This window comes from Phenylobacterium sp. (assembly GCF_044371015.1).
GTDB lineage: Bacteria > Pseudomonadota > Alphaproteobacteria > Caulobacterales > Caulobacteraceae > Phenylobacterium.
Genome location: NZ_JBILUK010000287.1, coordinates 1 through 3,669, shown reverse-complemented (window position 1 = coordinate 3,669; position 3,669 = coordinate 1). Strand labels below are relative to the sequence as shown.

General features: G+C 67.8%; 6 protein-coding genes. 3 read left to right on the top strand and 3 right to left on the bottom strand.

Going from position 1 to position 3,669, the window contains the following annotated elements; all coding sequences use genetic code 11:
• The 3 genes from ACIQ3R_RS16450 to ACIQ3R_RS16440 all read left to right on the top strand — a co-directional run.
• Positions 1 to 195: GNAT family N-acetyltransferase (locus tag ACIQ3R_RS16450; RefSeq protein ID WP_397419934.1), on the top strand; the 195-nt coding region annotated here is incomplete at its 5' end.
• A 43-nt stretch (positions 196 to 238) separates the two neighbouring features.
• Positions 239 to 724 carry a peptide-methionine (R)-S-oxide reductase MsrB gene (gene msrB / locus ACIQ3R_RS16445; protein ID WP_397419933.1) on the top strand — a complete coding sequence of 162 codons (486 nt, stop codon included), beginning with the start codon at positions 239 to 241 and terminating at the stop codon, positions 722 to 724.
• A gap of 29 nt (positions 725 to 753) precedes the next feature.
• Entirely contained in the window at positions 754 to 1,701 is a 948-nt protein-coding gene (locus ACIQ3R_RS16440; protein WP_397419932.1) for a sulfotransferase domain-containing protein, read from the top strand.
• Positions 1,702 to 1,704: 3 nt separating this feature from the next.
• Here ACIQ3R_RS16440 and ACIQ3R_RS16435 read toward each other — a convergent pair whose 3' ends face one another.
• From ACIQ3R_RS16435 to ACIQ3R_RS16425, 3 genes are read right to left on the bottom strand one after another with little or no spacing between them, the layout of a single operon-like run.
• Positions 1,705 to 2,514 (bottom strand): GIN domain-containing protein, encoded by an 810-nt coding sequence (locus ACIQ3R_RS16435; protein WP_397419931.1) that lies wholly within the window; start codon positions 2,512 to 2,514, stop codon positions 1,705 to 1,707.
• Positions 2,511 to 3,092 carry a DUF1700 domain-containing protein gene (locus tag ACIQ3R_RS16430; RefSeq protein WP_397419930.1) on the bottom strand — a complete coding sequence of 194 codons (582 nt, stop codon included), beginning with the start codon at positions 3,090 to 3,092 and terminating at the stop codon, positions 2,511 to 2,513. Before ACIQ3R_RS16430 ends, ACIQ3R_RS16435 begins: the two co-directional genes overlap by 4 nt.
• Positions 3,089 to 3,418 (bottom strand): PadR family transcriptional regulator, encoded by a 330-nt coding sequence (locus ACIQ3R_RS16425; protein WP_397419929.1) that lies wholly within the window; start codon positions 3,416 to 3,418, stop codon positions 3,089 to 3,091. The genes ACIQ3R_RS16430 and ACIQ3R_RS16425 overlap by 4 nt, the downstream gene beginning before the upstream one ends.
• Positions 3,419 to 3,669 lie beyond the last annotated feature (251 nt).

Sequence of the window (3,669 nt, the reverse complement as noted above, 5' to 3'; positions counted from 1 at the left end):
CATGGACAGGGGATTGGCGCGGCCTTGCTGGCCTACGTAATGGCCATGGGCCCGCCCCGACAGCTCTGGACGTTCCAGCAAAGCGACAGGGCCCGACGCTTCTACGAGTCTCGTGGTTTCCGCCCCGTGGAATTCACCGACGGCGAGGGGAACGAGGAAAAGACCCCGGATGTGAGGTACCTCTGGGAAGGATAGCCCAGCCTTGCATCGGACACGTTTCCGGCTTCGTATTGGCCGTATGATCCGACCTGACCGACGCGCCCTGCTGGCGGGCGCCGCCATGCTCTTTGCGGGACCCGCGACGGCCCAGGGGCGACGCGACGCCTATGCCGACTCGCCCTGGCGCAAACTGACCGACGCGGAGTGGCGCAAGCGCCTGCCGCCGGCCAGCTACCGAATCCTGCGCCACGAGGACACTGAGCGCGCGGGGACCAGTCCGCTGAATGGCGAGAAGCGCAGGGGCACGTTCGTCTGCTTGGGCTGTGATCTGCCGTTGTTCAGTTCGGCGACCAAGTATGAGAGCGGCACGGGCTGGCCGAGCTTCTGGCGGGCGCTGCCGGGCGCAGTGACCACCAAGACCGACTACAAGATCGGCTATCCGCGCACGGAGTATCATTGCGCCCGCTGCCTGGGTCACCAGGGCCACGTGTTCGATGACGGTCCAAGGCCGACCGGTCTGAGATATTGCAACAACGGGCTGGCTCTGAAGTTCATTCCGGCCTGATATCCGAGACTTCTGGGGGGAAGTTCAGCATGCTTGCGCGCGCGCCGTTGCGGGAGATCCGCGACTTCTACTGTGACAGCGGCCATTGGGACCAGTACCGCCCGAGACCGGGTGACGTGGTGATCGCCACCGCACCCAAGGTGGGGACCACCTGGACCCAGCAGATCGTCAGCCTGCTGATCTTCCAGAATACGGAACCCCGTCCGCTGATGATGATGTCACCCTGGCTGGACGCCCGAACTCAGATGCCGCTGCCGATGATGTTGGAGACCCTCGAGTCCCAGGATCACCGCAGGTCGATCAAGTCGCACCTGCCGCTCGACGGCCTGCCGATCTACGACGAGGTCCGCTACATCCATGTGGCGCGCGGCGGACGCGACGCCTGCATGTCGTTCTTGAACCACGTGAACGCCTACACGCCGTTCCTGTGGGGCGCGCTCGACGCGGTGGGGTTGGGAGATCCAGGCATCGGGTTCGCCAAGCCGCGCCCGCCGCGCGACGCCCTGGGGTTCTTCCGGCACTGGATCACCTCCACCCCGACCAACGCCATGGAAGTGATGGCGGATGCTTACTTCGCCATGGAGCGATCCTTCTGGGCGGCGCGCGGGCGAGAGAACGTGCTGCTGGTGCACTACAACGACCTCAAGGCCGACCTGGATGGCGAGATGGCCCGGATCGCCGCGTTCCTCGGCGTTGAGGTCGCCGACGATCTCTGGCCAGAGCTCGTAGAGGCGGCCACCTTTGAAGCCATGCAGCGGGCCGGCGAAGGCCTGCTGCCCGGGATCGACATGGCGTTCGAAGGCGGTGCCAAGACCTTCCTGAACAAGGGGACCAACAATCGCTGGCAGGGCGTGCTGACCGAAGCCGACAACGCGCTCTACCTGAAGCGGCTGGCCGAGGAGACCTCGCCGGCGCTGGCGGCCTGGCTGGAAGGCGGCCGCGCGACCGCGGGAGACCCGCGGACCTCGGCGGACTGAACCCTAGAGCTTCGTGCCCGGCGTCGGCGACGCCGCGGGCGTCGCCGGGGCCTCCGCCTCATCCGGCTGGCGAACCCGGGCGGCGCCGGAAATATCCGTCTCCAGCCGCTTGGGGCGGGTCAGCAGCCGGACATCGGCGACGCCGGAGACCTCCAGGCGGGCCGACTCGCTCGGCGAGAGGGTGACCTCGCCGGCGCCGGAGATGTCGGCGCGGGCGTCACGGGTCTTCAGCGCGCCGAGGTCGGCCTCGCCATCGCCGGAGATGTCGAGTTCGAGGTCTTCGGTGACTCCCTCGGCCTTCACTTCGGCATCGCCGGAGATATCGAGCGTCAGGCGCGGCTGGCGATAGCCTTCGATCGCCAGCGTACTGCGCCCGCCGAGATCGAAACGGGTGACGCCCGGCGCGCGAACCACGATCTCGAGCTTGCCCCGGCCTGAGCGCCGGCCGTGCTCGTATCGGATGCTGTCGCCCCGAACGACCACGCGATCGATCAGCTTCTGCGGCCCCGTCACCGTCACGCTGCCCGCGCCCTCAGCCTGCACATAGCGGACGTCGGCGGGTACCTCGATGTCGAGGCTGTCGGCGCCGGTCCAGGTCAGGGTGCGCGTCGCCTGGGGTCCATGACGGCCGTTCGTTTCCCAGCCGCCGTGGTGATCCTCCGGGTCCCAGCGCAGGTCGCCCCAGTCCTGGGAGAGGATCGTCCAGCCGCCGCGGGACATGGCCTCGGGCCCGCCGATGGCGACTGCAGCCGAGAGAGAGGCGACCGAGAGCACGAAGCCGGCGCCGGCGATCATCAGAAGCGGGCGGATCATCGCGCGGCCTCCACGGTTTGGGGTTCAAGCGCCGGCTTGAGCAGCCGGTAGTGCAGGCGCGCGTACCAGACGAGCGCGTTCATCAGGCCGATCGAGATGATGGCCAGGAGCGCCGCGCCCGAGGCGGAGCCGGCCATGATGCCGATCCCACCGAGCAGTGCGGTGGCGGGGCCGCCGGGCGGGTTCGCGAAGGGTCCGGCGGCGAACACCATCGCGCCGGCGAAGAAGGCGACAATGGCGGCGATGGCGAAGCCGAACAAAGCGCTGACCACCCCGATCAAGAGCGGGAGCAGGATCAGGATGTCGATGGCGCCCAGGCCCAGAACCGCGAACACCGCAGCCGCGGCCGACGACGGCGAGCGTTCCTCGTGCCAGCGATTGAGCGTGCTCTCAGCGCGGATCTCACGGGCCAGCCGGGCGGGATCGCCCAGGGCGGCGGCCACTTCGGCCTCGGTGCGGCCGGCGGCGGCGCCGTCGACAAAGTGCGCCTCATAGTCCGTGACGATGTCGGCTATGGCCTGGGGAGGCAGGCCGCGGAGCCCCTCCCTCAGGCGCGCCATAAAGGCCTGACGTGTCATTTCGCCCCTCCGAATACGACCTGGTCCACGGCGGCGGAGAAGTTGGTCCACGCCTCCTTCTGACCGGTGAAGCTCTTCCGACCGGCTTCGCTCAGCCGGTAGTATTTGCGCGGCGGCCCGGCCGGGCTCTCGACCAGATAGGTCTCGACCAGCCCGTCGGATTGCAGCCGTCGCATCAGCGGATAGATGGTGCCTTCGCCCATGCCGATCGCCGCCGCCAGTTCGCTGGCGATCTCGTAGGCATAGCTGTCGGCGCGGGCGAGAAGGGCCATGACGCACAGTTCGAGCGCGCCCTTCTTCAACTGGATCTCGATAGCTTCGGGCACGTCGCTGCGCCTCCTCGTTCAACGCCGAGGTAAGGCAAGGTAGTGATTAGTGCAAGGTAGCTGGCATTAAATGTTAGTAAGGTCGCACAGTCTTCCCGTCGGACCCGAGGACCGCCCCCACAATCCGCGGAAAGCCCGGAAGCCCGCCCTTAGCTCCTCACCTTGACATAGTCGCCGGGCGCATCGCCGAGCGGGGGAAGGGGGCCTTGGGAGGGGTCGCGAGCGGGGACCATGGGGCCGGAGCGGGCTTT